This window comes from Mesorhizobium sp. M7A.F.Ca.CA.002.04.1.1 (genome assembly GCF_004022805.1).
In the GTDB taxonomy this organism is placed as follows: domain Bacteria; phylum Pseudomonadota; class Alphaproteobacteria; order Rhizobiales; family Rhizobiaceae; genus Mesorhizobium; species Mesorhizobium ciceri.
Genome location: NZ_RZPL01000797.1, coordinates 1 through 2,451, shown reverse-complemented (window position 1 = coordinate 2,451; position 2,451 = coordinate 1). Strand labels below are relative to the sequence as shown.

At 62.5% G+C, this 2,451-nt stretch carries 2 protein-coding genes and 1 pseudogene; all 3 read right to left on the bottom strand.

All coding sequences use genetic code 11. From position 1 onward, the window contains the following. A pseudogene (locus ENZ75_RS28600) lies at positions 1-154 on the bottom strand (S-(hydroxymethyl)glutathione dehydrogenase); the annotation flags it as partial. A 58-nt stretch (positions 155-212) separates the two neighbouring features. Beyond that, positions 213-863 (bottom strand): glutathione S-transferase, encoded by a 651-nt coding sequence (locus ENZ75_RS28595; protein ID WP_063168879.1) that lies wholly within the window; start codon positions 861-863, stop codon positions 213-215. Between the two features lie 71 nt (positions 864-934). Then, positions 935-2,451, bottom strand: a 1,517-nt coding sequence (locus ENZ75_RS28590; RefSeq protein ID WP_128278502.1) for a 2Fe-2S iron-sulfur cluster-binding protein, incomplete at its 5' end; no start/stop codon positions are given.

The window sequence follows — 2,451 nt, the reverse complement described above, 5'->3', positions numbered from 1 at the left end:
GATCGGCGCCCGACAGTGTGAATTCGTCGGTGTGGCAAATGCCTGTCGCCTTGATCTCGACCAGCACTTCGCCCTCGCGCGGGCCCTCGAGGTCGACCTCCATGATCTCCAGCGGCTTTCCGGCGGCGACAGCGACAGCGGCGCGGGTTTTCATTCTTTTTCTCTCCCAAATCTCTATTTTGCCGGGCCAGAACGCGGCGCTTATGATCAGACTATGCGGCGATCTTGCCGGGGCCGGCGGGAAACACACCCGACATGACGGTGAAGCCCTTGATGCGCTTGACACGGTCGCACCAGCGCCGAATAGCCGGATAGTCCTGGCGCGGAACACCGCCTTCCTCCGACAGGATGATGTAAGGAAAACAGGCGATGTCGGCGATGGTCGGGTGACTGGCCGAACAGATCCAGTTGCGGCCCTGCTGTTCGCCGAACCACAGATGCTCGTCGAGGATACGGAAAAGGCGATGCGCGCCGGCACGCGCGGCGTCGATATCGAAGTCATAAAACAGCGCATCGTGCAGGCGGGCGGCCGACGCCGTCGAAGTGATACCGTCTGCAAAGGCCAGCCACTGGCTGATCTCGCCCAGCAGAGCGGGATTGTCCCGCGGATACCAGGTGCCCGACGGATCGTATTTCGAGGCGAGATAGACAAGGATCGCTTGGGCATCGCGCAAGATCAGCTCTTCATCCTCGATGACCGGCAGCTGGCCAAGCGGATTGAGTTTCAGGAACCATTCCGACTTGTGTTCGCGGCCGGGGTAGAAGTCGACCGGCACGGTCTTGTAGTCGATGCCGAGAAAACTCATCAGCAGCCGCAGCTTGTAGCAATTGCCCGACAGTTCGTAGTCGTAAAGCGTGATCATCGGCGGCTCCTAAAGCAATTCCAGGAAAAGTGTGTAACGGTTTTCCGTCCGGAATTGCGTAAAACAAACAGTTAGATGTCCAGCACGAGGCGTGCCGATTTGGCGCGCGAAACGCAGGTCATGATCTTGGTTCCGGCCTTCCTCTCGGCATCGTTGAGGTAGACGTCCTGATGGTCCGGTTCGCCCTCGATCACCGTCGCCACGCAAGTGCCGCAGGCGCCTTGCTCGCAAGACGACGGAACATCGATGCCGCTTTCGCGCATGACCTGCATGATCGTCTTGCCCGCCGGCACCTGAAGCGTGACGCAGGAGCGCGCCAGCGCGACCTCGAAGCTCGAACTGTCGTCGATCTTGTTGGTGTTCTTGAAGTACTCGAAATGGACGGCGCTATCCGGCCAGCCCTGCTCGGCCGCGATCTTGCGCGCGGCTTCCAGCATCGGTCCCGGGCCGCAGATGTAGAGATGCATGCCATTGCGATAACCGGCGAGGAGTTGTCGAAGCTCGGCGCCGGTCGCGTCGGGCGAGAGGCCGAGATGCGGCTTCAGCGCATCGCCGAGATGCTTCAGCCGATCGGCAAAGGCGAGGTGTTCCTCGCCTTGCGCGAAATAATGCAGCTCGTGCGCAAGCTCCTGGTTCTTCAGCGCCTGCGCCATGGCGAGCAGCGGCGTGATGCCGATGCCGCCGGCGACGAACAGCGTCTTGATCGCATCGCGGCGCAGCGGGAAGTTGTTGCGTGGCTCGGAAATCGCCAGCACGTCGCCCTCTCGCACCGTCTCATGCATGCATTTCGAGCCACCCTTGGAGTCCCGTTCCAGCTTGACGCCGATGGTGAAGCTGTCGGTTTCACCAGGACCGTTGGTGATCGAATACTGCCTGATCTCGCCATTGGGCATGTGGACGTCGATATGAGCTCCAGGCTGGAACGTCGGCAGGATGCCCTTGATCGGACGAAGCTCGAAGCCTGCGATCCCGTCGGCGGTCTGCCATTTTCTGGCCACGCTGACACGCAGCGCAGCCTTGCGGCCATGCGTGGTCACCTCAGGCATTTCGGCGAGTTCGGCCGAGACCCGTTCGTAGACCGGCTCGAGCGGCGCCGGCGCCGGCGCGTTCGCCACGTCGCGCTCGACCTCGTCGCGCAGCTTGGAAAGCCGCTCATTGTGGTGACGCAGAATGGCAATGCGCGCGGCGCCCTCGGCCTCCTGATCGAGCACGCCGCGGATCACCGAACGGTTGGAATCGACCGGCTGCACGAAGAAAACGCCCTGCGTCTCGGCGCCGCTGGCTCGCGAGCGAAGCGCCACAGCGAAATCCTGGGCGGCTTCGACGAGAATGTCGGCGCCCTCGCCGTCGATCGCTCCGTTGGGTTGAAAGCGATAGGCTCTCAGCCTCTCGACGACTTTGTCGGCCGGCGCGTTGACCGCGATGCCGCGCAAGGCGAGGAGCTTGTCTTCGGCGAGGCCGGCAATCTCAGGCACCTCCCCGCGCGGCTCTTCCGAGGACCAGACCAAGCCATAACGTTCGACCGCCGGAAAAGTGCGGTTGGTGATGGTGCGGGCGGGTGCATCGGCCGGATGAGCCGGGATATAGG

Bases quoted from the DNA above. Each gene is read 5' to 3' on its own strand.
- ENZ75_RS28595 (WP_063168879.1), bottom strand. From the start codon at position 863: ATGATCACGCTTTACGACTACGAACTGTCGGGCAATTGCTACAAGCTG.